Source organism: Streptosporangium sp. NPDC050855 (assembly GCF_044456585.1).
In the GTDB taxonomy this organism is placed as follows: domain Bacteria; phylum Actinomycetota; class Actinomycetes; order Streptosporangiales; family Streptosporangiaceae; genus Streptosporangium; species Streptosporangium longisporum.
This window is the reverse complement of record NZ_JBITFY010000010.1, coordinates 38,140-60,783: the sequence shown is the minus strand read 5'-3', so window position 1 is coordinate 60,783 and position 22,644 is coordinate 38,140. Positions and strand designations below refer to the sequence as shown.

Annotated in this window: 12 protein-coding genes; 2 read left to right on the top strand and 10 right to left on the bottom strand. The window is 73.4% G+C overall.

All coding sequences use genetic code 11. The features are described 5' to 3' along the window. Positions 1–113 precede the first annotated feature (113 nt). A complete protein-coding gene (locus ACIBCT_RS20525) occupies positions 114–611 on the bottom strand; it encodes a regulatory protein RecX (RefSeq protein WP_399190703.1) in 498 nt (165 codons plus the stop codon). A 755-nt stretch (positions 612–1,366) separates the two neighbouring features. Then, positions 1,367–2,509 carry a recombinase RecA gene (gene recA, locus ACIBCT_RS20520; RefSeq protein ID WP_399190701.1) on the bottom strand — a complete coding sequence of 381 codons (1,143 nt, stop codon included), beginning with the start codon at positions 2,507–2,509 and terminating at the stop codon, positions 1,367–1,369. 540 nt (positions 2,510–3,049) lie between these two features. Here recA and ACIBCT_RS20515 point away from each other — a divergent pair. Further along, on the top strand, positions 3,050–3,334 hold the full coding sequence (locus ACIBCT_RS20515; RefSeq protein ID WP_399190699.1) for a hypothetical protein: 285 nt from the start codon (positions 3,050–3,052) through the stop codon (positions 3,332–3,334). A gap of 28 nt (positions 3,335–3,362) precedes the next feature. Here the strand turns inward: ACIBCT_RS20515 and ACIBCT_RS20510 are convergent, their stop codons facing one another. Both ACIBCT_RS20510 and ACIBCT_RS20505 read right to left on the bottom strand, forming a co-directional pair. Next, positions 3,363–3,557, bottom strand: coding sequence for a DUF3046 domain-containing protein (locus ACIBCT_RS20510; RefSeq protein WP_344905084.1), 195 nt, complete (start codon positions 3,555–3,557; stop codon positions 3,363–3,365). Positions 3,558–3,650: 93 nt separating this feature from the next. Further along, a complete protein-coding gene (locus ACIBCT_RS20505; RefSeq protein WP_399190697.1) occupies positions 3,651–4,139 on the bottom strand; it encodes a VOC family protein in 489 nt (162 codons plus the stop codon). A gap of 685 nt (positions 4,140–4,824) precedes the next feature. Between ACIBCT_RS20505 and ACIBCT_RS20500 the strand changes: the two genes are divergently transcribed. Then, positions 4,825–10,212: a DEAD/DEAH box helicase gene (locus ACIBCT_RS20500; RefSeq protein ID WP_399190695.1), complete on the top strand. Its 5,388-nt coding sequence runs from the start codon at positions 4,825–4,827 to the stop codon at positions 10,210–10,212. Between the two features lie 93 nt (positions 10,213–10,305). On the opposite strand, the gene ACIBCT_RS20495 is transcribed toward ACIBCT_RS20500, so the two are convergent. The 6 genes from ACIBCT_RS20495 to ACIBCT_RS20470 all read right to left on the bottom strand — a co-directional run bounded on the left by ACIBCT_RS20495 (position 10,306) and on the right by ACIBCT_RS20470 (position 22,295). Next, the gene (locus tag ACIBCT_RS20495) at positions 10,306–15,888 is read right to left on the bottom strand and encodes an amino acid adenylation domain-containing protein (protein WP_399190693.1); all 5,583 of its coding nucleotides are present in this window, start codon (positions 15,886–15,888) and stop codon (positions 10,306–10,308) included. Continuing rightward, positions 15,885–17,285: a 2-oxo acid dehydrogenase subunit E2 gene (locus tag ACIBCT_RS20490; RefSeq protein ID WP_399190691.1), complete on the bottom strand. Its 1,401-nt coding sequence runs from the start codon at positions 17,283–17,285 to the stop codon at positions 15,885–15,887. Before ACIBCT_RS20490 ends, ACIBCT_RS20495 begins: the two co-directional genes overlap by 4 nt. Next, entirely contained in the window at positions 17,278–18,261 is a 984-nt protein-coding gene (locus tag ACIBCT_RS20485; protein ID WP_399190689.1) for an alpha-ketoacid dehydrogenase subunit beta, read from the bottom strand. Before ACIBCT_RS20485 ends, ACIBCT_RS20490 begins: the two co-directional genes overlap by 8 nt. Continuing rightward, positions 18,252–19,283: a thiamine pyrophosphate-dependent dehydrogenase E1 component subunit alpha gene (locus tag ACIBCT_RS20480; RefSeq protein ID WP_399190687.1), complete on the bottom strand. Its 1,032-nt coding sequence runs from the start codon at positions 19,281–19,283 to the stop codon at positions 18,252–18,254. Before ACIBCT_RS20480 ends, ACIBCT_RS20485 begins: the two co-directional genes overlap by 10 nt. Continuing rightward, positions 19,276–20,730, bottom strand: coding sequence for a condensation domain-containing protein (locus ACIBCT_RS20475; RefSeq protein WP_399190685.1), 1,455 nt, complete (start codon positions 20,728–20,730; stop codon positions 19,276–19,278). Before ACIBCT_RS20475 ends, ACIBCT_RS20480 begins: the two co-directional genes overlap by 8 nt. Positions 20,731–20,840: 110 nt before the next feature. After that, entirely contained in the window at positions 20,841–22,295 is a 1,455-nt protein-coding gene (locus ACIBCT_RS20470; protein WP_399190683.1) for a class I adenylate-forming enzyme family protein, read from the bottom strand. Between the last annotated feature and the right edge of the window lie 349 nt (positions 22,296–22,644).

Here is a 22,644-nt window from a genome sequence, read left to right as displayed (position 1 = left end):
CGTAATAAACCGCTATGACAATCCGTACTGCACGGAGTAACTCCTCACTGCGTTGAGATTAAGCGTCAGAGAGGTAACGAGCAAGCAAAGACAGGCTGTCAAGGCGCTTTGAACTAATCGAGGGGATAGTCCGGGTCCTCCGGGAACGAGGACGCCTCCGTCTCCGCCTCCTCCAGCACTTCGCGGATCACGCGGAACGCCAGCCCGGGACCGTACCCTTTTCGGGCGAGCATCCCCGCCAGCCTGCGGGTCCTCACCGCGGGCTCCAGGGAGCGCGTGGAGGAGAGCTTGCGCCGCACCAGGGCGCGGGCGGTCTCGGCCTCCTGCTCGGGGTCGAGCTGCTCCACCGCGTCCTTCACGGTCTCCTCGTCCACGCCCCGGTGGCGGAGCTCGGAGGCGAGCGCCTTGCGGGCCAGGCCGCGACCGGCATGGCGCGAACTCACCCAGGCCGCGGCGAACGCCTCGTCGTCGATGAGCCCGACCTCAGAGAAGCGGTCCAGCACGGCGTCCGCCGCCTCCTGGGGCACCTCACGCTTGCGCAGCGCCTCCGCGAGCTGTGCCCGGGTACGCGGCGCCATGGTCAGCAGCCGCAGGCAGATCCCCCGTGCCACCGCCTGCGGATCGGCGTCGGCCCTGCGGCTCGCCGGCGTCCTGCCGCCGAATCCCGCGGAGCCCGAACCCCAGGCGCCCGAACCAGCGGCACCCGAACCCCCCGGGCCCGAACCAGCGGCACCCGGACGCGGGTCGTCCGGACCCGCCGCGCCCCATCCGGTGGCACCGGATCCGCCGGTCGCGTCATCGCCCGCCCCACCGGCCTCACGAGCCGAGGTGTCCGGGAAAAGCCCCGAGGATCGGCCTCCCGAGGAGCGTCGTCCGCCCCACCCCCCGCCGCCCCGCCGGCCTTTTCCCCCACCGGTACGCTCACCGTCGCGTTCACCACGGCGCGAGGCACCGCGTGAACCGCGACGTTTCCCGCCCGACGAGCCGTTCTCGGAATCGCCGAAACCGCTGTCTTCTCCGAACATGGCCGGAGGAGGAGAATCGGCCTCCCAGCCGCTCGGGGAGGCGTCCGAGCCGTCCTGCCGATCGGTCTCCGAGCCGGACGAACCGGCCCGTCGCCCGCGCCCGGAGGCGGACGAGCCGCCGCCACGGCGCCCTCCCGGACGCCCCGGGCGTCCCGGGCGTCCTGAGGCGGACGGGTCACCGTCCCAGAGGTTCTCGGACACGGGCGGGTCGCCGTCCCGCCCGCGTCCGCTCCCGGGCGACGAGTCGTCCCGGGTCACGTCGGGCCAGGCTCCCCAGTCTCTCGGCCCGGCCGCGTCGGCCGGACCGGAGTCAGGTCCCGTCGTCATCGGTCAGGCCCGGGTCAGGCGTCACCCGGCTTGGGGGCGGCGGCTGCCTTGGCCCCCCTGCCGGCTCCGGCCGCGACCGGGGTCGGAGCGGCACTCCGGCCGGAGGGAGCCGAAGCCGGAGCGGCGGCGGCGGCCGGCGCCGGAGTCGCCGGGCTGTCGACGCGCGGGCCGACACCGAGCTTCTCCTTGATCTTCTTCTCGATCTCGTTGGACATGTCGGGGTGGGTCTTGAGGAAGTTCCGGGCGTTCTCCTTGCCCTGACCGAGCTGGTCACCCTCGTAGGTGTACCAAGCGCCGGACTTCCGGACGAAACCGTGCTCGACGCCCATGTCGATCAGGCCACCCTCGCGGGAGATGCCGACGCCGTACAGGATGTCGAAGTCGGCCACCCGGAAGGGCGGGGCCATCTTGTTCTTGACGACCTTCACCCGGGTGCGGTTGCCGACCGCCTCGGTGCCGTCCTTGAGCGTCTCGATGCGGCGGATGTCGAGACGGACCGAGGCGTAGAACTTCAGCGCCTTTCCACCGGTCGTGGTCTCGGGCGAGCCGAACATGACGCCGATCTTCTCGCGGAGCTGGTTGATGAAGATCGCGGTGGTGCCGGTGTTGTTGAGCGCGCCGGCGACCTTGCGCAGCGCCTGGGACATCAGGCGGGCCTGGAGGCCGACGTGGCTGTCGCCCATCTCGCCCTCGATCTCGGCCTTGGGCACCAGGGCCGCGACCGAGTCGATGACCAGCAGGTCGACGGCGCCGGACCGGATCAGCATGTCGGCGATCTCCAGCGCCTGCTCACCCGTGTCGGGCTGGGAGACGAGGAGAGCGTCGGTGTCGACGCCCAGCTTCTGGGCGTACTCCGGGTCGAGCGCGTGCTCGGCGTCGATGAACGCGGCGATGCCGCCGGCGCGCTGGGCGTTGGCCACCGCGTGCAGGGCGACGGTGGTCTTTCCCGAGGACTCGGGACCGTAGACCTCGACGATGCGGCCGCGCGGGAAGCCGCCGATGCCGAGGGCCACGTCCAGCGCGATGGAGCCGGTGGGGATCACCTCGATGGGCGCCCGGGTCTCGTCGCCCAGGCGCATGATGGAGCCCTTGCCGAACTGCCGCTCGATCTGAGCGAGCGCGGTCTCGAGCGCCTTCTCGCGGTCGTTAGCTGCCATGGGAGCCCCCCTGGAGGGTCGCGGGTTGGATCGGTTGCCAGCAAGCTACGGGGTGCCGCCGACAATTTCGGGAGGGCACGCCAGGAGTCTCGGCCTGTTCAATATAGCCGAACGATTGTTCGATCGCTGCCCGTCGGCAACACGCGTCGCGGAAGCCCCGGTACGCCCCGCGGCGGCCGTCGCGGGAAGCACTGGACGACGGTTCGCGGCGGGCGCGGGACCCGCCGGACCGCTGTCCGTCGGGGCGACGTCCATCGGACCGGTGTCCGCAGGAGGGGGCCGAATCCCGGCCCCCTCCGTCGGCGTCCCCGCGGACGACGCCCCTCCTCCCGGTGGGAGCGGCATGGGCCCTCCCCGTACGTCCCGGGTCGTCTCCGGGCCCGGTGCCCGGGTAGCCGGACCTCGCCGTCAGGGTCTCACCGTCCCGACGGGGAGCGCCGCGCCCCCTCCTGGCGGAGACATTCACGGGAATTGCCATGGCCTTGTTGTCACCGGGCTGACCTGGAGTGATCCTGAGAGAAACGATCCGAGGTGCCCGACGTGCCCGACGCGTTCACGCAGCAACGCCTAGTCCATCTCGACTCCCTGGCCGCCGAGCTCAGGCGGCGAGGGCTGGCGAGCCGCACCCTGGGTGGCGCCACTCCGGTGCTGTGGGTGTGGCATCCGGACAACGGCAGGCAGACGATCGTCTTCGCCACCCCCGCCAGGGACGGCTGGCTGTTCGTGTGGTCGCCGGACGGTCAGCAGAGCGCCGACGACCCCTCGCGCACGGCCGAGGCGGTGGGGAGGCTTCTGGGCCCGCCCGCGGGGCCGGATGCGTCCTGAACGGGACCGGCACCCCGCCGGGCCCCCGTCAGCGCAGGCGCGGGGAGACGTCGGTGACCCCGCACACGGCGTGCCAGACCTCCTTGGCCCCGACACCCTCGGCCAGCGCCTGGATCACGGTCCGGCCCCCCAGGTCGGCGATGATGTAGTCCTGGGCCCACGACTCGGCGTACTGGTCACCGAAGTGCAGCTTCATCCGCTTCCAGAAATCCGACAGGCGCATGCCCCCAAGTATGCGTCCGGGCCGGGGATGCCGGGTCCCGTACCGGCGCGCCGGCGATGGGCACGGGCGCGGTCCGGCGCGGCGGGACCGGGCTCAGAGCACGCGGGAGCCGTACATCTCCCCCAGCGGGTCGGCGAGCAGTTCCAGCCGCGCCCCGTCGGGGTCGGCGAAGTAGACGGAGGCGCCGCTCTCGACCTGGTGCGGTACGCCCTCCGCCTCCAGCTTGCCGCACAGGCGCTCCCAGGTGGAGGGGTCCACCGAGATGGCGATGTGGTGGAGCCCGCCGAGAACCTCCCGGTAGGGCCCCAGGTCCAGGCCGGGAAAGTCGAAGAAGGCCAGGAGGTTGCCGTTGCCGATGTCGAAGAAGAAGTGGTTCGAGCCCGGGTAGTCACGGTTCTCGATGATCTCCGTGAGCGGGAACTCCAGGAGCTCCTGGTAGAACGCGATGGTCGCCTCGACGTCGGAGGAGATCAGCGCGAAGTGGTGCAGCCCCCTCGCGCTGCTCGGCGGCCGGTGCGCCCTGAGGTGCTCCGCCTTGATCCGCTCGCGTGCCGCCCGGACGGCCTGATGGTCGATGCTCACCGCTAGCTCACCACTCAATGCGTTGTACGTCCGTCAGGGTCATGTCCGTGACGACAGGGGGCCAACCTATCCCGGACGCCACGCGACCGGGACGACACCTCGGCCGGCGGACGGGATCAGGACGGTGCCTCGGCCGGCGGACGGGATCGGGACGGCGAACCGGCACGGGCACGGGCATCGCGGAGCCCGTACGGGTGTCACGGGACGCCGGGAGAGCCCCCGCGTTCCCCCGCCGGGGTTGCCGGGCTTCACCGGGTCTCCGCGGGGCGGGACCGCAGGAGCCCACGAGAGGCGCGCCGGAGACCCACCGGGATCTGCCGGGATTCGTCGCGAGCCCGGATCCGTCGCGAGCCCACCGGGATCCGCCGAGGACGTACCGGGGGCCTGCCGGGGCTTCTTCAGGACCGGTCGGGACCGGTCGGGACCAGTCGGGACCAGTCGCGATTCGCGGGACCTCGGGGGACCTCGGGGGACCTCGAGGGGTCCGGGCCTCCGGGGATCCGCCGAGGTCCGGTGCGGCCTCGCGGTGGGTCCATCGGATCGTGGCGTCCCTGCCCGCAGGTCGCGGACCGGCCCGCCGGCCACCTTTCCGGCCTGGTCGGCGGGGACGGATTCTGTCGGTGGGGCCGGGCAGTATGGATGACGGACCCGGCAGGTCGGCCGAGCCGGAGCTAGGGGGCAGTCGATGAGCGAGACCAGCGGGACGGACGGGGCGCTCGGGCACTTCACCCCGATGACCAGGGAGTGGTTCACCGGGGCGTTCGCCGCGCCGACAGCCGCCCAGGAGGGGGCCTGGTCGGCGATCGCCCGGGGCGACAACACCCTGGTGGTCGCGCCGACCGGTTCCGGCAAGACGTTGGCCGCGTTCCTGTGGTCTCTCGACCGGCTGGCGGCCGAGCACTCGGCCACCGACGCCGGGCAGGCCGCCGCACGGACGGGTGACGGGCGGCCCCTCACCGGCAAGGTCGGCACCGGGCGGACGGGTGACGGGACCGCCGGTGACCCCACCGGTGGCGAGCGGGCGAGCGGCGTAAGGGCCGGTGGCGGGCGGCGCCCGCGCGGGGACGGCGAGCCTCCCAGGCTCTGCCGGGTCCTGTACGTGTCCCCGCTCAAGGCCCTCGCGGTCGACGTCGAGCGCAACCTCAGGGCGCCGCTGGCCGGGCTGGAGCAGACCGCGCGGAGGCTCGGTCTCCCGGTGCCGCGGATCTCGGTGTCGATCCGCTCCGGGGACACCCCGGCCGAGGAGCGGCGCCGGTTCGCGACCAAACCGTCCGACATCCTGATCACCACCCCCGAGTCGCTGTTCCTGCTGCTCACCAGCCAGGCTCGCGAGGCACTGCGCGGCGTGGAGACGGTCATCGTCGACGAGGTGCACGCGGTGGCGGCGACCAAGCGCGGCGCGCACCTGGCCCTCAGCCTGGAGCGGCTCGACGCCCTGCTCGAACGGCCCGCGCAGCGCATCGGCCTGTCGGCGACCGTGCGGCCGGTGAGCGAGGTGGCCGCCTTCCTGGGCGGTTCACGCCCGGCGACCGTGGTCCAGCCGCCCTCCGAGAAGCGGATCGAGGTCGAGGTGGTCGTCCCGATCGAGGACATGACCGAGCTCGACACCGCCCCCGCCCCACCACCCCAGGACGATGACCGCTGGCTGACCGAGACCCCCGCCAGGCGGTCGATCTGGCCGCACGTGGAGGAGCGGCTCCTCGACCTGATCGGAGCCCACCGCTCCACGATCGTGTTCGCCAACTCGCGCAGACTGGCCGAGCGGCTCTGCACCCGCCTCAACGAGCTGGCGTGGGAGCGACGGTCCGAGGGCACGGAAGGGGCCGCAGAGGACGCCGGGCAGGACCACACCGACCGGACCGGCCCCGGAGGAACCGGACCCGGAGGGGTCGGCTCCGGACGGGCCGGTCACGATCGGTCCGATCCCGAAGAGGCGGATCACACAAAGGCGGGCGGGACGGCGGGGCGGGCGCGTCCGGCCGCGGGGTCCCCTCCGGCGTCCACCTCCACCCCGGCGGCCATGATGGCGCAGGCAGGAGCGGCCAAGGGGGTCGTCCCGGAGATCGTCCGGGCTCACCACGGGTCGGTGTCGAAGGAGGAGCGCTCGCAGATCGAGGAGGCGCTCAAGTCCGGCCGGCTGCCCGCCGTGGTCGCGACCTCCAGCCTGGAGCTCGGCATCGACATGGGGGCGGTGGACCTGGTGGCCTGCGTGGGGGCCCCGCCGAGCGTGGCGAGCGGCCTGCAGCGGATCGGCCGGGCCGGGCACCAGGTGGGAGCCGTCTCACGCGGTGTGATCTTCCCCAAGTACCGGGGCGATCTGGTCCAGACGGCCGTGGTGGCCGAGCGGATGCGAAGCGGCGAGATCGAGGACCTCCGCTATCCGCGCAACCCGCTCGACGTCCTCGCCCAGCAGATCGTGGCGATGACCGCGCTGGACGAGTGGACGGTCGACGAGCTCGAGGAGGTCGTGCGCCGGGCCGCCCCCTACCGGACGCTGCCCAGGAGCGCGCTGGAGGCCACGCTCGACATGCTCGCGGGGCGCTACCCGAGCGAGGAGTTCGCCGAGCTGCGCCCGCGCATCGTCTGGGACAGGGTGACCGGCACCCTGCGGGGCCGTCCGGGGGCTCAGCGCCTGGCGGTCACCAACGGCGGCACGATCCCCGACCGCGGCCTGTTCGGTGTCTTCCTGGTCGGGGAGAAGTCCTCCCGGGTGGGCGAGCTGGACGAGGAGATGGTCTACGAGTCGCGCGCCGGGGACGTGTTCGTGCTGGGCGCGACCTCCTGGCGGATCGAGGAGATCACCGCCGACCGGGTGCTGGTCACGCCCGCTCCGGGACAGCCCGGCAAGCTCCCGTTCTGGCACGGTGACACCGCGGGCCGCCCGGCCGAGCTGGGCAGGGCCATCGGCGCGTTCCTCCGCGAGATGTCGACGGCGGGCGCGGACACGGCGGGCACCACGGGCACGGGCACAGCAGGCGCGAGCACCTCGGGCACGGGCACCGCGGGCACGGGCACCGCGGGCACGGGCACCGCGGGCACGGGCACCGCGGGCACGGGCACCGCGGGCTCCGGCACCGGGAACGGCACCGGAACCAAGACCAAGACCGGGACCAGGACGAGCGGTGCGGCGGACGGCGCCACGGGTGGCGCGACGAGCATGGTGACGGGTGCCACGACGGACCCTGCCGAAGACGACGCCTCGACGGATCCCGCAGTCGGCACCGCGACCGGCACCACGACCGGCGGCGCGGCCACCACGGCCACCACGGCCACCGCCGCGACGGGCGCCACCGCCGCGACCACCGCTGCGAGCACCGTCAAGGGCGGCTCCGGGAAGGCGCGGGCGGGGAAGCGCGGCGCCGAGGACCTCACCCGGGACGACGCCCTGGGCAGGATCAGGGCGGCGGGGCTGGACGAGTTCGCCGCGGCCAACCTGCTCGCCTACCTGGCCGAGCAGCGGCAGGCCACGGGGTACGTGCCCGACGACCGGACGCTGGTGGTCGAGCGGTTCCACGACGAACTGGGCGACTGGCGGGTGGTGGTCCACTCCCCGTACGGGGCGCGGGTGCACGCGCCGTGGGCGCTGGCGATCGGGCGGAGGCTGCGCGAGCGTTACGGCGTCGACGTGCAGGCGGTGCACTCCGACGACGGGATCGTGCTGCGCATCCCCGACACGCTCTCCGATCCCCCCTCGGACATCGCGATCTTCGACGCGGACGAGATCGAGCGGATCGTCACCGAGGAGCTGGGCGGCTCGGCGCTGTTCGCGGCGCGGTTCCGCGAGTGCGCCGGGCGCTCCCTGCTGCTGCCGCGTCGTACGCCGGGCAGGCGGTCGCCGCTCTGGCAGCAGCGGCAGCGCGCGTCCCACCTGCTCGGGGTGGCCGGCCGGTACGGGTCGTTCCCGGTGGTGCTGGAGACGATGCGCGAGTGCCTCCAGGACGTCTTCGACGTGCCGGGGCTGGTCCGGCTGATGCGCGACGTCGAGGCGCGGCGGATCCGGCTGGTGGAGGTCGAGACCGAGAAGGCCTCCCCGTTCGCCGCGTCGCTGCTGTTCAACTACATCGGCGCGTTCATGTACGAGGGGGACGCCCCGCTGGCCGAGCGTCGCGCCCAGGCGCTCGCGCTCGACACGAGCCTGCTGGCCGAGCTGCTGGGCCAGGCGGACCTGCGTGAGCTGCTCGACCCCGATGTGATCGCCGACACCGAACGGGAGCTGGCCCGGCTGGATCGCCCGCTGCGCGACGCAGAGGACCTGGCCGACCTGCTCCGCTCCCACGGGCCCCTGCTGGCCGAGGACGTGAGCGTGCGCGAGGGCGACCCCGCGTGGCTGGCCGAGCTGGAGGGCTCCCGCCGGGCGATCAGGGTGCGGGTGGCCGGGCAGGAGCGGTGGGCCGCGATCGAGGACGCGGCCCGGCTGCGCGACGCGCTCGGTGTGCCGCTGCCGGTGGGGGTGCCGCACGCCTTCCTGGAGCCGGTCGACGACCCGCTGGGCGACCTGCTCGCCCGGCACGCCCGCACCCGCGCCTCCTTCCCGGCGAGCACGGCGGCGACCCGGTTCGGCCTCGGCCCGGCGGTCGTCGTCGACGCGCTGCGCAGGCTGGCCGCCTCCGGGCGGGTGGTGAGCGGGGAGTTCCGGCCGGGTGGCCGGGGCGAGGAGTGGTGCGACGCCGGGGTGCTGCGGACGCTGCGCCGCAGGTCGCTGGCCAGGCTCCGCAAGGAGGTGGAGCCGGTTCCGGCGGAGACGCTGGCCGCCTTCTCCCCCGCCTGGCACGGCATCACCGGCTCCCCGCAGCGCGGCAGGCCGCCGATCGACGCGCTGGTGGGCGCGATCGAGCAGTTGCAGGGCGCGGCGGTGCCCGCGTCGGCGCTGGAGACACTGATCCTGCCCGCGCGGGTGCCCGGCTACGATCCGTCGCTGCTGGACGAGCTGACCGCCTCCGGCGAGGTGATCTGGGCCGGGCAGGGGTCCCTGCCGGGCGGTGACGGGTGGGTGTCGCTCTACTTCGCCGACACCGCGCCGCTGCTGATCCCCGCTCCGGCCGACATCACGCTGACCCCGGTGCACGAGGCCGTGCTGGAGGTGCTGGGCGGCGGGGGCGCGCTGTTCTTCCGCGAGCTGACCAACCGGGTCGGCACGCTGCTCGACGGTTCCGTGCCGGACGACCGGACGCTCTCGGCCGCCGTGTGGGACCTGGTGTGGTCGGGCCGGATCACCGGGGACACCCTGGCCCCGCTGCGGTCCACGCTCGGGACGGGGCGTCCTGCGCATCGCCCGGCCCCGACCCGGCGCAGGCGCGCGGTGCTGCCGACCAGGAGCGGCCCGCCCACGGTGAGCGGGCGCTGGTGGGCACTGCCCGATCTCTCGCCGGAGAGCACCCAGCGTGCCCACGCCCAGGTGGAGGTGCTGCTGGAACGGCACGGTGTGGTGACCAGGGGCGCGGTGACGGCCGAGCGGCTGCCGGGTGGCTTCGCCGCCGTCTACCAGGTTCTCCGCGCCTTCGAGGAGAGCGGCAGGTGCCGCAGGGGGTACTTCGTGGAGGGTCTGGGCGGCGCCCAGTTCGCCCTTCCCGGTGCCGTGGACCGGATGCGCGCCGCCTCTCCCTCCGAGCAGCGGGGCCCGGCGCCCGAGTCCGAGCCGTGGGGCGCGGCCCCGGCACCCGCCCCGTGGGAGACGCGGAGACCGGAGCGGCGGCACGCAGGGGACGTCCGGCGGGCGGTGGTGCTGGCGGCGGCCGATCCCGCCAACCCCTACGGGGCGGCCCTGGCGTGGCCGGCCCGGCCCGAGCAGGCGTCCCACAAGCCGGGCAGGAAGGCCGGGTCCCTGGTCGTGCTCGTCGACGGGCACCTGATCCTCTACGTCGAGCGCGGCGGCAAGACCCTGCTCTCCTTCTCCGCCGACGACCGCCTGCAACCGGCCGTGGACGCCCTCGCGCTCGCGGTGCGCGACGGCGCCCTCGGGAAGCTGACCGTCGAGCGCGCGGACGGCACCGCCATCAACGACTCCCCGCTGGGCGCGGCCCTGGAGTCGGCGGGCTTCCATCCGACCCCCAGGGGGCTGCGCCTTCGGGCATAGGGGGCAGGTGGTCACGGGACCACCTGCCCTCCCCGCCCCTTCGCCGTCCTCACGACCACCGTTCTCACGAGGGCCGTCCTCACGACGGTCGCCTCAGCTCCCGACGGTGACCACCTCGCCGTCCCGCTCCCGGCGCCTCTGGATGGCCTGGAAACCGACCAGGTCGTCCGGGAGCGCGTCGGGGACGTCCACGTCGAACCGGGACAGCGTGCGGGTCCGCATCGCGACCAGCGCGGTGACCGCGATGGCGACCGCGAACAGCACGTACATCAGGCCGACGCCCCGGCCCTCGCCGGTGCCGAGCACGAGGCCGACCGTGTCGGCCAGCGGCCCGCCGGGGACCAGCAGCGGCTCGAACATGGCGCTGCCGTACGGCGCGACCAGTCCGAAGCCGATGGGCAGGGTGGACCAGGCGACGAGCGTGTTGAGCGCGATGACCCGGCCGTGGAAGCGCTGCGGCACCTTGACCTGGATGATCGTGGCGTAGACGCCGTTGAGCATGGTCAGCCAGAACGACATCCCGAAGGCGCCGACCGCGATCAGGATCAGGTTCTGCTGCAGTCCGGTGACCAGGCAGAACACGCTCAGGGCGAGGGTGGAGAGCATGACGCCGCGCAGCCTGCGCCGGCGCGGTCCTCCCCAGACGGTCATGGTCAGGCCGCCGAGGAAGACCCCCAGGCCGCCGAAGAAGGAGATCCGGCCGACGTCCTCCAGCGTGGCGAACCCCAGGACCAGCGGCGAGATGAGCAGGAACAGCGGGGACAGGAAGATGTTCAGCACCGCGAAGAAGAAGAGCATGCCGCGGAATCCGCGGTTGCCCCAGGAGAACCTCCAGCCCTCGACCATCTCGGCGACCAGCGACTCCCTGCGCTTCCACGCCATGGTCCGCGGGAAGCGGACGAACAGCAGCACCCCGATGGCGAAGGCGTACGAGACGACGTCCAGGACGAGGATGCCCTCCAGCCCGATCACCGACATCAGGCCGACCGCGACCAGCGGGACGACCAGCTGGGCGGTGCCGGTGACCATCTGGACCACGCCGTTGGCGTGGCCGAGGAAGCGCTTGGGGACCAGCTGCGGGATGGCGGAGTTGTAGGCGAGGCGCTGGAAGGTCAGCGCGATCGACAGCACGACCAGGAGCGGGTAGACGTGCCAGATCTGCAGGTTGCCGGTCCACAGCAGGACGCCCAGCGCCAGCTGGGTGCCGAACGCGCCGACGTCCCCGGCGAGCATGACCCTGCGCCGGTCGTAGCGGTCGACGAGGGCTCCGGCCAGGGGGGACACCAGCATGCCGGGGACCAGCGCGAGCACGGAGAACAGGGCGAACCTGGCCAGCGAGTCGGTGGTGATGTAGATCCACAGCGGGATGGCGAACTCGGTCAGCGACGACCCGATGATCGAGACGAGCTGTCCGGCCGCCACGGCGGCGAACCGCTTCATGCTGGGCGGTGGGCCGGACCGCGCCGGAGGACCCGTCGTGACCGGGTGTCCCGTTCCCGGTGGCGCCCCGCCCGTGCCGGTGGAGGCGGACGCGGCCGGTCCCGTACCGGGGGGAGCGGCCGCGGGGGCGAGCGGTCCCGCGCCGGTGACCGCGGGTGCCATCGTCACCGGGGAGATCTCCGCGACGGCGTCCTGGGTGGAGACGCCGCCGAGCCACCAGGTGGACCTGTCGGTACGGGCCAGCTTCGCCGTGTCGCCGGAGGCGATGGCCCGGTGGGTGCCGGTGACGATGTCGGCCAGCTCCTCCGCCCGATATTTCAGGAAAAAGTGTCCGGCTTCGTCGAGGACGACCACGGCCGTCGCGTCGGTCAGCAGGTGCCACTCGCGGTAGCGCTCCTGGTAGAACTCGGTGGCCGGGTCGCGGTCGCCCGCCACGGAGATGATCGGCGCCTTGAGCGGCTCGACCCCCTCCTCGAAGAGGCGGGTGAAGTAGCGCTCGGCCTCCTTCGTCCCCTTGCGGCGGTTGTCGATCATCAGCTTGAGCTGGTCGCGTTCCAGGTCCTCCACGTCGAGACCGGCGGCCTGCAGGGCGTTGGCCCAGACCTGGTCGCTGCGGAGGCGGTCGGTCAGGTTCGACAGCCTGGCCAATACCGACGAGGGTCGCGCGAACGGGAAGATGCCGCCCAGGTAGATGGCCTCGACCGGCCGTCCCGCGGCCTCCAGGCGCCGGGCGATCTCCACGGTCAGCATGACGCCGAGCCCGCAGTGCCCGTACAGGGTCAGCGGTCCCCGGACGTCCTTGAGGATCTCCTCGACGCACCCCTGCGCGACCTCCGCCACCGGCCGGGTCTCCTCGATCAGGCCCATCTCCTGACCGGGGACGGCGACCGCGTGCAGCGCCCAGTTCTTCGGCAGCGTGTCGGCCAGCGGCTGGTAGATGGCCGCGCTGCCTCCCCCGTACGGGACGCAGACCAGGGTCGAGGTGGCGGCGCGGGTGGGGGTGAGCCGGTGCAGGAGCATGCGCGGGCCGTCGTCGCCCGCCTCGACGAGCCGCGCGAGCGCGCGGACGGTGCGGTGCTTGAACAGGTCCAGGATGGTGACCTGGCGCCCGCCGGCGGGGATGACCTTCCGCAGGCGGGCGACCACCTGCGCGGCGAGCAGCGAGTGCCCGCCCAGGTCGAAGAAGTCGTCCAGCACGCCGACCTGGACCAGTCCGAGGACCGTCGCCCACACCTCGGCGACGGCCTCCTCCAGGGGCGTCTCCGGCGGGACGAAACCGGCCTCCTGGTCGGGGCGCGCCTCGTCGGGTTCGGGCAGGCTCGCCCGGTCGACCTTGCCGTGCGACTTCAGGGGCAGCTCGTCCAGCCAGACGAACCGTCCCGGGATCATGTACTCGGGCAGGTGCTCGCCGAGCCGGGCCCGCAGCTCCCCCACGGCGACCTGCTCCCCGGCGTGCTCGGCGACGACGTAGGCGACCAGCCGGTCGGCGCGCAGCTCGACGACGGCCTGGGCGATCTCCGGCTGGCCGGCGAGCACCGACTCGATCTCCGGCAGCTCGACCCGGTAGCCCCTGACCTTCACCTGCAGGTCGCGGCGGCCGAGGAAGCACAGGTCACCGGAGGGCAGCCAGCGGCCGAGGTCACCGGTCCGGTACATGCGGGCGCCGGGCCCGCCGTAGGGATCGGGCAGGAACCGCTCGGCCGTCAGGCCGGGCCGTCCGAGGTATCCGCGGGCGAGCCGGTCGCCGCCGAGGTAGATCTCCCCGGTCATGCCGGGCGGGACCGGCCGCCGGTGCTCGTCGAGCACGTAGACCGCGGCTCCCGGCAGCGGCCTGCCGATCGGCAGGTTCGACGACCGCTCGTCCTCGCCGGTGACGACGTGGGTGGAGATGCCGACCGTGGCCTCGGTGGGACCGTAGTGGTTGACCACCGGGGTGTACGCGGCCAGCTCGCGGGCCCAGCCCCACCGGGAGGCCTCGCCGCCGAGGATGAGCAGCCTGCGCGGGAGCACCTCGGCCGGCTCGTCCACCCCGGCCAGCAGCGAGGCCAGGTGGGAGGGGGTCATCTTCAGGTAGTCGGTGCGGTTCAGCAGCCCGGCGAGCTCCTCGACGGGGGCCTGCGGATCGGCCAGGTGCAGCTCGCCGCCGGTCATGAGCGACAGGTAGAAGATCGTCACCCCGAAGTCGAACGAGAGCGACTGCAGCAGCGTGTACACCGCGCCGGGCTCGACCGCGAAGCGCTCCCCGACCCCGGCGAGGTAGGTGAGCACCTGCCGGTGCTGCACGCCGACGCCCTTCGGCCGCCCGGTGGTCCCCGAGGTGTAGATCACGTACGCCAGGTGGTCCGGGGAGAGGCCGGGGGGCGCGAACCCGGTCTCCTCCAGCGGCTCGGCGTCCAGCAGGACGGCCCGCACCCCGGGCACGTCGGACACGACGTCGCGCAGGGCCGAGGTGGTCAGGACGGCGACCGCCCCGGCGTCGGCGAGCATGTACGCCAGCCGGTCGCGCGGCTGCTTGGGGTCGAGGGGCACGTAGGCGCCACCGGCCTTCAGCACGCCGATGACGGCCGCCGCCAGGTCGGTGGACTGCTCCAGGAAGACGCCGACCCTGGTGTCCGGGCCCACGCCGTGGTGGTTCCTCAGCAGGGCGGCGATCCGGGTGGAGCGCTCGTCCAGCTCGGCGTAGGTCAGCGAGCCACCGGCCGGGGAGGGCGCGCCGGTGGGCGCGGCGCCTGCGGAGGGCGAGACCTCGTGGACCACGGCCGTCGCGCCGGGGGTCAGCGCGGCCTGCGCGGTGACCAGGTCGTGCAGCAGCCCGTGGCCGGACGGCCTCACGGCCGGTCCCGTCGCGAAACCCAGGACCAGCTCGCGCTCCTCGGCGGAGAGCAGCGACAGCTCCCCCACCCGTGCCCGCGGGTCGGCCACGATCGAGCGCAGCAGCGTCTCGAACCGCGCGGCCATCAGCTCCACGGTCTCCGCGTCGAACAGGGCGGTGCCGTAGGAGAGGTGGCCGAGCAGCCCGTCCGGGCTCTCGAACAGGTACAGGCCCAGGTCGAACCGGGTGGTCCTGGCCGGGAGCGTCAGGTAGGAGACGCGCCCGTCCTCCTGGCCCGCCTTGAAGTTCTGCAGCGCGAACGTGACCTGCGCCAGCGGGGACCTGCTCACGTCGCGGGTCACGTTCAGCTCGGTGACCAGCCGGTCGAACGGGAGCTCCTGGTGCGCGAAGGCGTCCAGCGCGGCCTCGCGGGTGCGGTCCAGGAAGGTGGTGAACGGCGGGTCGTCGGCCAGGTCGGCGCGCAGGACGAGGGTGTTGACGAACATGCCGGCGACCCCGTCCAGCTCGGGCAGCCCGCGCCCGGCGACCGGCGAGCCGACCGCGAAGTCCGTCTGCCCGGAGTAGCGGTACAGCAGGACCTGGAAGGCGGCCAGCAGCGTCATGTAAGGCGTGGCCCCGGCCGCGGCGCCCAGCTCGGTCAGCCGCCGGGTGAGGTCGGCGTCGATCCGGACGTCCAGCGCGGCGCCCTCGTGGCGCTGCTCGGCCGGTCGCGGCCGGTCGGTGGGCAGCTCCAGGGCGGGCAGCCCGGCCAGCCGGTCGCGCCAGTGGGCGATCTCGCGGGTGTGGTCGCGGCCCCGCTGCCACAGGGCGTAGTCGCCGTAGCCGACCGGCACGGGCGGCAGGGGGTCGCCGTCGTGCAGGGCGAGCAGCTCGCGGATGATCAGGTCGCTGGACCAGCCGTCGATGACGGTGTGGTGGGCGGCCAGCAGCAGGACGTGGTCCTCGGGTGCGATCCGCGCCAGCACGGCGCGCAGGAGCGGGCCGTGCTCCAGGTCGAAGGGGACGGCCAGGTCGGCGTCGAACAGCTCGATCGCGTCGTCGACACCGGCCGCCTCGACGACGCGCAGCTCCGCGGGACGGGGATCGTCCACGACGAGCTCGGGGGTGCCGTCCTCAGTGGTGAGGAAGCGCATCCGCAGGGCCTCGTGGCGGGCGACGACCTCGTCCAGCGCGCGGCGCAGCGCGTCCGCGTCCAGGGTCCCGCGCAGCCGCACCGCGACGGGCACGGTGTAGACGGTGGTGCCCGGCCGGTACTGCTCCAGGAACCACAGGCGTTCCTGGGCGTGCGACAGGGGCGGGACGGTTCCGGGCGCGCGGGCGACGACGGCCCGCGACTCCCCCCTGCGCCGGAGCCGCTGGGCGAGCAGCGCCTTCTTCGCGTCCGACAGCGTGGTCTCGGTCATGCGTTCAGCTCCATCCGGAGGGCCGCGAGGAAGAGCGCGGCGTCCCGGCCGTTGATCAGTCGGTGGTCGTAGGCGAGGCCGATGCAGGCGACGGTCCTCGACGTCACCGTGCCGTCCTCGGCGAAGGCCGGTTCGCGCTGCGGCGAGGTGATCGCGAGCGCGCAGACCGTACCGGGGAAGATGAAGGGGATCGCCAGGACGACGTCGGCCTCGGTGTGCAGGGTGACGGCGATGGTGGCGCCGGTGAGGTCCCGCTCCCGGAAGTCGCCCTCGACGGCGGCGAGCCGGTGGCGCATGAGCGTGTCGGCGATCGCCTTGAGCGAGCTCGTGTCGTGGACGACCGGCACGTACAGGCCCTCGCCCATGTCGAACGTCACGCCGACGTGCGGGGCGTCGGCGGGGCGGACCCGGTCCCCGTCGAGCGAGGAGAAGAAGAGCGGGAACGCCGGGTGCAGGGCGGCCACGGCCTGGACGAACAGCTCGGCCAGGCCGACCGGCCTGCGGACCTCCCGGGTGAGTCCCCTGGCGCGCTCCAGCAGCGGGCCCACGTCGAACTTCACCGCGGTGTAGGCGGCCGGGATCGTGTCGTGCGAGACGGTGACGGCGCGCGCGACGGCGCGCTGCACCCGCGACAGGCGGTGCGTGCCCGCCTGCGACCCGGCCCCGCCCCCCGTGGCCTCCGTGGCCTCCGTGGCCTCGGACATCGCGGACGTCCCGGAAAGTGCGGATATCTCGGACGTCTCGGACGACGCCGATCCGGTACGGGGTCCGGTCGGCGCCTGTGCGTCGCCACCGGGTCCGGCCTGCGCCTGCGCGTCGGCGCGGCGGGCGGCCAGGGCCTCCACGTCGGTCCGGCGGACGACGGCCAGGCCCAGCGAGGCGATCTCGGCCTCGGAGACCCCGAGGTCGTCCATGGCGGCGCGGGCGGGGTCGGTGACGACCGGCTCGACGGCCGGAGCCTCCCGGCGCCCGGCCGCGTCCCGGGACTCCCCGGCTCCCCCGTCCTCCCAGAAGTCACCGGGCACCGCCGGCCCGGCCGCGCCGGACAGACCGGACAGACCGGACACCGTACCGGGCACCGCGCCGGACAGACCGGACACCGCGCCGGACGTACCGGGCACCGCGCCGGGCACCGCGTCGGACGCCGGGGCGGGCGGCGGGGCCGCCTCGGCGGTGACGCGGGCCAGGAGCGATCCCGGGGCGACCCAGGTGTCGAGGGCGGCGGCGTGGTGCAGGTACCCCGCCTCGGGCGCCTCCAGCTCGTCGGCGGCCTTGGAGGTCTCCAGCACGGCGATCGCCTCCCCGGCCGCGACGGGCTTGCCGTCCCCCACCAGCCAGGCGACGACCAGGTACTCGGTGTCGTTGTCGTTGAGCTTGGGGACGCGGATGTCAGCCACGCAGGGCCTCCCGTACGGCGTGGTGGATCGTGGACTCCCCGGCCAGGACCTCGTCCTCCAGGTGCGCGGCGGTGGGGATCACCGCGTCGCGCGAGTGGACCAGGCGGACCGGCCTGCGCAGGCGTCCCCACAGGCGGGCGTGCAGCAGGTGGGCGACCTCGCTGCCCCAGGTGCCCCCGGGGGTGCTCTCCTCGGCGACCACCACGACGTCGGTCAGGTGGGGCAGCAGCGCGTCCGCGTCCAGCGGGTAGAGCCGGGAGGGCACCAGCAGCCGGGTGACGATCTCCTGCTCCATCATCAGGGAGCGCATCGCGCCCAGCGCCCGGTGGGCCATCCCGCCGGGGGCGATGACCACGCAGTCGGGACGCTCACCGGCGTCCCGGACGTCCACCACGGCCAGGTCGCCGTCACGGCGCACCGCGAACAGCGGGTCGACCCGTCCCATCTGCCGGGTGTAGAGGACCTTGTCCTCGAAGAACACGCAGGGCTCGCCCGCCTCCAGCATCGCCGCGAACACCGCGCGGTTGTCGTGGAAGGGGGACATCTCGTACAGCGAGAGGCCGGGCATGCCGATGAAGTGCTTCTGCAGGCTCTGGCTGTGCGTGGGACCGTAGCCGCGGCCTCCCCCTGTCGGGCAGCGCACCACCATCCGCAGCGGCACCCGCTCGCCGTACATCGACACGGACTTGCTGGCGAAGTTGCACAGCTGGTCGAAGGCGAGCGTCACGAAGTCACCGAACATGATCTCGGCCACGGCCGTGTTGCCGGTCAGTGCCAGGCCCGCCGCGACGCCGGTCAGCGCGCCCTCGCTGATCGGGGTGCCGATCACGCGCCCGGGGAACCGGGTGGACAGCCCTTTGGTGATCTTGAAGGCGCCGCCGTACGGGTCGAGGACGTCCTCGCCGAGCAGGTAGGCCGTGGGGTCGTCCTCCAGCAGGTCGTGCAGGGCCGCGTTGAGGTTCTCGGCTACGCGCACGGTCCCTCCCAGCGGGACGGCGGCCGGGCCGCGACCTCGTCGGCGACGGCCCGGATCTCGTCCCTGACCGCCTCGTCGAACCGGTGGAAGTGCTCGGGGTGGTCGTGGGCGTAGCGGCCGTACCAGTCGCTCTCCCTGGCGGCCCGCACGATCTCGGCCGGGCGGACGTCGTCGCCCTTGCTGTGCGGCCCGAGGCGATGGGTGACGAACTCGACCACCAGCGGGACGCCCTCGCGCACCCGCGCCACGTCGGCCTCCAGCGCCATGCGGATCTCGTTGACGTCGGCGGAGACGACCAGGCGGTGCGGGACGCCGAACGCGGCCGCGCGTCCGGCCACCGTGCCCGCCATCTGCGACGCGGTCGGGGTGGACTGGGCCACCCCGTTGTTCTCCACCACGACCAGCAGCGGGAGCCGCCAGAGCGCGGCGAGGTTCAGCGCCTCGTAGACCGCGCCCTCGCCCCAGGTGCCGTCGCCGATGTGCACGCAGGCCAGGGCACCGGGCTCGGCGCGCTTGAGGTGCAGCGCCACCCCCGCGGCGACCGGCATGCTCTCGCCCTGCACGCCGGTGGACAGGTAGCGGTCGCGCCGGATGTGCTGGCTGCCGCCCACGCCGCCGCAGATCGCGCCCTGCCTGCCCATGATCTCGGCGAGCAGGCCGTGCGGGTCGCGGAAGCGGGCCAGGTAGTGGCCGTGCCCCCGGTGGTTGCTGAAGACGTGGTCGGCCGGGCCGAGCAGGGGCCGCAGCGCGACCGGGACGTACTCCTGGCCGAGGCAGGTGTGCGTGGTGCCGTTGAGGTCGCCCCTGGCGTACAGCTCCAGGAGCTTCAGCTCGAAGTGCCGGATCGTCAGCAGCAGGCGCAGGTCCTCGTCGGCCAGGCGGGAGAGGCGGGGTCCGGCGGTGCCCGTGGTCGCGGTGGTCGCGGTGGTCGGCGTGCCGGCGGCGGTCGAGGGAGCGGCGGCGGTGGTCGCGGTGGCGTCGGTGGCGGCGGTGGCCGCGGTGGCCGCGGTGGTCTCAGTCATCGCCGAGGGAGTCCACGATCCCGGCGATCGTCGGGGTGTCGAAGAAGGCGTCCAGGGAGACCTCGATGTCCAGGCGCTTGCGCATGCGGGCGATGATCTGCGTGATGGTCAGCGAGTGACCGCCCAGGTCGAAGATGTCGTCGTGGTCGTCGATCGGCGAGATGCCCAGGACCTCCTCCCAGATCTCGCGTATCTGGTCGGTCAGCGTGGTGACGGAACCCATCTCGTTCTCCAGGATGTCGTGCAGTGACAGGTCGGGGTGGCGGGTGGCGCGTTCCAGGACGCGCCGCAGGTCGCCGGCCACCCGGGCGGCGTCGGGAACCGTCTCGGGGTCGTACCGCATGCTGATCTCCAGCCCGCCGGGCCCGGCCACGCACTGCAGGTGCAGCGCGCCGCGGACCGCGTGGTTGAAGGCGGTCCACTCCACCGTGGCGTCCAGGCCGGCGAAGACCGGATCGGCCTCGCGTCGGGTCCGGTAGCTGACCGAGACGGGCACCAGCGCGGCGTGCGGCCGTACCCGGGGCATCGCCCGGGAGAACGGCACCTGACGGAAGCGGTAGATCTCCCGCAGCTCGCCGCGGAGCGCGGTGGCGAACTCGCGGAAGGTCTGCCGGGGCGAGGGGGCGGAGGCGACCGGGAGCTCGTTGACGAACGGTCCCACGTGGTCCGCGGCCTCGGCGGGACGGGTGGACAGGTCCACGGCGGTGGTCACCGCCGCGTTGCCGTAGCCGAGGAGCAGGGTGTGCAGCGCGGCGAGCAGCACCTCGAACCCGGTCAGGCCGGGGACCGGGGTGACCGGCGCGCCGAGGGCGAACCTCAGGACCCGGCCCTCGCCCGCCCGCCGGGACCTCAGCGGCCGGCCGAGCACGACGGTCTCGCCCGGGTCGCGCCAGCGGGGCCTCCAGAACTCCCGGGCGGCCGGCAGCAGGGCGGCCACCCGGTCGCGTTCGGCGCGGCCGTGGTCGACCCTGGGCAGCGGGAGCGGCGTCCCCCCGTTGTAGAAGGCCGCCAGGTCGCGTACCAGGACGTCCTTGGAGCCGCCGTCGAAGACCAGGTGGTGGGCGACGAAGACGAGCAGGTGCCGGCGGGGGCCGGTGCGGAACAAGGTGAACCTGGCCAGCGGCCCGGTGTCCAGGTCGAACGGGCGCAGGATCTCCTCGCGCACGGCCCGCTCCCACGTCTCCTCCCCGAGGGCGGGACCCGCGTCCTCCACGTGGCGTACCGGAACCTCGGCGCCGGGTACGAGCCGCAGCTCGCCGTCCACCTCGGCCACCACGTCGCCCAGCATCGGGTGCCGGTCCGCCACCGCCGCGCAGGCGGCCAGCAGCGCCCCGGTGTCCAGGTCGCCGTCGAGGTGGACGAGCAACGGCATGTGGTACGCGGCGCCCCCGCCGCCCGCCTGCTCGGTCACCCACATGCCCTGCTGGGTGAACGTGACCTCGGGCATGCTCCCGGACACGGGACCGGGAGTGGACCCGGCCCCGGACACGGACACGGACGCGGGGTCGGTGGATGCGGACATCGGCGCGGACGCGCTCCCGGGTACGGAAGCGGGCCTCATCTGCTCTCCACCCTTCCGCGCAGGGCCCTCTTGTCGACCTTGCCGCCGTCGTTGCGCGGCAGCGCGTCGACCGTCAGGACGTGCGCGGGCAGTTCGTGCGGGGCCAGGCGGTCCTTGAGGAAGATCCGCAGTTCCTCGGGGGCGAGCGGTTCCCTGGCGGCGAGGGCGACGGCGACGACGGTCCCGAGCACCGGGTGGGGCACCCCGAACGCGGCGGCCTCGATCACGGCCGGATGCGCGTGGACGGCCTCCTCGACGTGGATCGTGGACACCTTGAAGGCCCCCGACTTCACCACGTCGCTCTCCCTGTCGACGAGGTACAGGTACCCCTCGTCGTCGATCCGGCCCAGATCGCCCATCCGCACCCAGCCGTCGCGGAAGGTCGTGCTCTCCGGGTCGCCGTAGTAGGCGCGCGGTGCGGCCGGGGAGCGCATCCAGACCTCCCCGACCTCCCCCGCGGGCAGCGGCTCGCCCTCGGGGGTGGCGATCCTGACCCGTCCCCCGGCGATGGCGCGGCCGACGCTCCCGGGGCGGTCCGGGTCGAACATCATGACCGTCTGGGCCGGTGCGGCCTCGGTCGAGGTGTAGTAGTTGGTGATCGTCGCGTTGGGGAAGGTCGCGGTGAGGGCCGTCGCGACGGCCGAGGGCAGCGGCGCGGCGGCCGAGCCGAGCAGCAGCACGCTGGAGAGGTCGTGCCGCTCCCCCACCCCGGCGTTGATCAGTTCGATGGCCATCGCGGGGACCAGGAAGACCGTCCCGGCGCGGTAGGACTCGATCAGCGCGGCGAAGCGCCCCGGGGTGAAGCGCGGCAGCGTCACCACGGCCGGATGCGCGTCCAGCGCGTTGACCAGCATGGTCTGCCCGGCGTTGGTGCCGATCGGGAAGGCGTGCGCCAGGTGCCGGGAGTGCGCGAACGGACGGCGCCTGCCCCCGCAGCCGTAGGTCAGGTTGGCATGGGTGGCCGTGACCCCCTTGGGACGGCCGGTGGTGCCGGAGGTGTAGAGGATCTGGGCCGGATCGCCGGGCGCCGGAGGCTCGGGAGCGGCCTTCTCATAGGACGTTTCGGCCCGCAGGTCCTCGATCGTGGCGCTCCAGCCGACGTCGGGCACGGCGAGCCCGGCACCGTGCACGACCCCGGCCGCGCCGCAGTTCTCCAGCATGAGGCGCAGGTCACCGGGGGCGAGGCGGTCGGAGAGCGGTACGGCCACGGCGCCTGCCGCCAGGACCCCGCAGAACGCCACCGCGTAGTCGGTCCAGTCGGCGGCGCCGAAGACCAGCCCCACCCTGTCGCCCCGGCCCACACCGCGTCCGACCAGGCGGTTCGCGAGTTCGGTGGAGCGCTCGTGCCACCGGCGGTAGGTGAGCGGATCCGAGCCGTGCACGATCATCGCGGCCCCGTCGGGGTCGGCGAGGGCCCGGTCGTGGAGCAGCTGGGAGACGGTCAGGTTCACCGGGTGAACCTCCCACTAAAGATCGGATGTATATGCGCTCGAAGCGCGAGGGCGCCGAAGGCGCTACAGGAAAGAATCTTTACTATTCAAAAGCGAGCGTCAGTCTTACATGATCGCAACAGCCGCGCAAGCCCTTCGGCGGGGTTCGATAGCGTGACGAAATCGTCCTGAAAGAGGGCCTTGCGCCCCCGTCAGGGAGGTGTAACACTGACGACCCAGAACTAACTGAAAGGTTTCTTTCCAGAAAGAGACCTTTCTCTGCGCCCGCCCAACTGGGCATATATGCACGGAGCGGGCTTTTCTATCTCATTCCCCGTGCGATCGCGTGCGTCATGGACCCGCGGCCGGT

Excerpts from the sequence above, each read along its gene's own strand:
- ACIBCT_RS20495 (WP_399190693.1), bottom strand. The coding sequence starts at position 15,888 with ATGACCGAGACCACGCTGTCGGACGCGAAGAAGGCGCTGCTCGCCCAG.
- recA (WP_399190701.1), bottom strand. The coding sequence starts at position 2,509 with ATGGCAGCTAACGACCGCGAGAAGGCGCTCGAGACCGCGCTCGCTCAG.
- ACIBCT_RS20510 (WP_344905084.1), bottom strand. The coding sequence starts at position 3,557 with ATGCGCCTGTCGGATTTCTGGAAGCGGATGAAGCTGCACTTCGGTGAC.
- ACIBCT_RS20500 (WP_399190695.1), top strand. The coding sequence starts at position 4,825 with ATGAGCGAGACCAGCGGGACGGACGGGGCGCTCGGGCACTTCACCCCG.
- ACIBCT_RS20475 (WP_399190685.1), bottom strand. The coding sequence starts at position 20,730 with ATGCCCGAGGTCACGTTCACCCAGCAGGGCATGTGGGTGACCGAGCAG.
- ACIBCT_RS20480 (WP_399190687.1), bottom strand. The coding sequence starts at position 19,283 with ATGACTGAGACCACCGCGGCCACCGCGGCCACCGCCGCCACCGACGCC.